Origin of the sequence: Inquilinus limosus MP06, assembly GCF_000767795.1 — a bacterium.
In the GTDB taxonomy this organism is placed as follows: Bacteria; Pseudomonadota; Alphaproteobacteria; order DSM-16000; family Inquilinaceae; genus Inquilinus; species Inquilinus limosus_E.
This window is the reverse complement of sequence record NZ_JANX01000901.1, coordinates 1-1,643: the sequence shown is the minus strand read 5'-3', so window position 1 is coordinate 1,643 and position 1,643 is coordinate 1. Positions and strand designations below refer to the sequence as shown.

Annotated in this window: 2 protein-coding genes; both read right to left on the bottom strand. The window is 72.0% G+C overall.

From position 1 onward, the window contains the following. Positions 1 to 873, bottom strand: an 873-nt coding sequence (locus P409_RS33790; RefSeq protein WP_034849014.1) for an ABC transporter ATP-binding protein, incomplete at its 3' end; no start/stop codon positions are given. Continuing rightward, the coding region (locus tag P409_RS33785; protein ID WP_034849012.1) for an ABC transporter permease at positions 870 to 1,643 on the bottom strand (774 nt) is incomplete at its 5' end. The genes P409_RS33785 and P409_RS33790, both read right to left, overlap by 4 nt.

The window sequence follows — 1,643 nt, the reverse complement described above, 5'->3', positions numbered from 1 at the left end:
GGCCGCTGCCACCGGGGCGCTGTCGGCATGGCGGGCCACCAGGATCGACAGGGCGGTGCGCAGCGAGGCGTCGGCCGGGATCGGCGCGCCCTCCGCCGGCTCGCCGGGCCGCGCTCGGTCGGCCGCCGTCTCGGTCGCCAGCAGCTTCAGCCCCAGGTCGTCGCGGCCGATGAAGTCGCGCACGAAGTCGTTGGCCGGCGCGGTCAGGATCTCGCGCGGGCTGCCGAGCTGCACCAGCCGGCCATGGTCCAGGATGGCGATCTGGGTGGCCAGGCGCAGCGCCTCGTCCATGTCGTGGGTGACGAAGACGATGGTCTTGCCGGTCTCGCGGTGGATCCGTGCCATCTCGCCCTGCAGCGCGTCGCGGGTGATCGGGTCCAGCGCGCCGAAGGGCTCGTCCATCAGCAGCACCTCGGGGTCGGCCGCCAGCGCCCGGGCGACGCCGACGCGCTGCTGCTGCCCGCCGGACAGCTGGTGCGGGTACTTCGCGGCAAAGCGCGGGTCGAGCTGCAGCAGCTCCAGCAGTTCCTGCACCCGGCCGTCGATCTTCCCCTGCGGCCAGCCCAGCAGGGTCGGCACCGCGGCGATGTTGCGGGCGACGGTCCAGTGCGGGAACAGGCCGATCGACTGGATGGCATAGCCCATGCGGCGGCGCAGCGCCTCGGCCGGGATCTTCGCCACATCCTCGCCGCCGACCCTGAGCGTGCCGGAGGAGTGCGGGATCAGCCGGTTGATCATGCGCAGGCTGGTCGACTTGCCGGAGCCGGAGGAGCCGATCAGGGCGCAGAAGGCGCCGTCCGGAATGGCCAGGGTCAGGTCGTCGACCGCCTTGATGCCGTCGAACTGCTTGCTGACATGGTCGAACTCGATCATGTGGCTCTCCTCCCCGGGGACGGGGCTTGCAGGGCGGCGACCAGGATGCGGAACACGGCGTCGACCGCCACCGCCATCAGGATGATCGGCAGGGCGCCCAGCAGCACCAGGTCCAGCGCGTTGGCGAACAGGCCCTGGAACATCACGGCGCCCAGCCCGCCGGCGCCGATCAGCGCCGCCACGGCGGTCAGCCCGATCGCCTGGATCAGGGTGATGCGCAGGCCGGACAGGAACACCGGCAGGGCCAGCGGCACCTCGACCTTGCGGAAGATCTGGCGCGGGGTCATGCCGATGCCGCGGGCGGCGTCGATCACCCCGGTCTCGACCTGGTCCAGCCCGGCGGCTGTGTTGCGGGCGATCGGCAGCAGCGAATAGAGGGTCAGCGCGATCACCGCCGGGGTGATGCCGATGCCGCTGATGCCGAGCCAGGGCAGGGCCTCGGACAAGGCGGAGAGCGGCGCGATCAAGAGACCGAACAGGGCGATCGACGGCACCGTCTGGATGATGCCGAGGACCGAGAAGATCGGCCCGCGCGCGGCGGCGGAGCGGTGGGCGGCGATGCCCAGGGGCACGCCGATCAGCAGTGTGGGCACCAGCGCCAGCCCGACCAGCAGCAGGTGGCGCAGCACCTGCGGGCCGAACACGCCGTGCTGCTGGACGTATTCCTTCATCAGCGACAGCTGGTCGACCGCGCCGCCGGTGATCAGCGCCGCCACCGGCACCGCCAGCAGCAGGGCGGTGCCCAGTCGGGCCAGGGGGCCTAGTTGGAG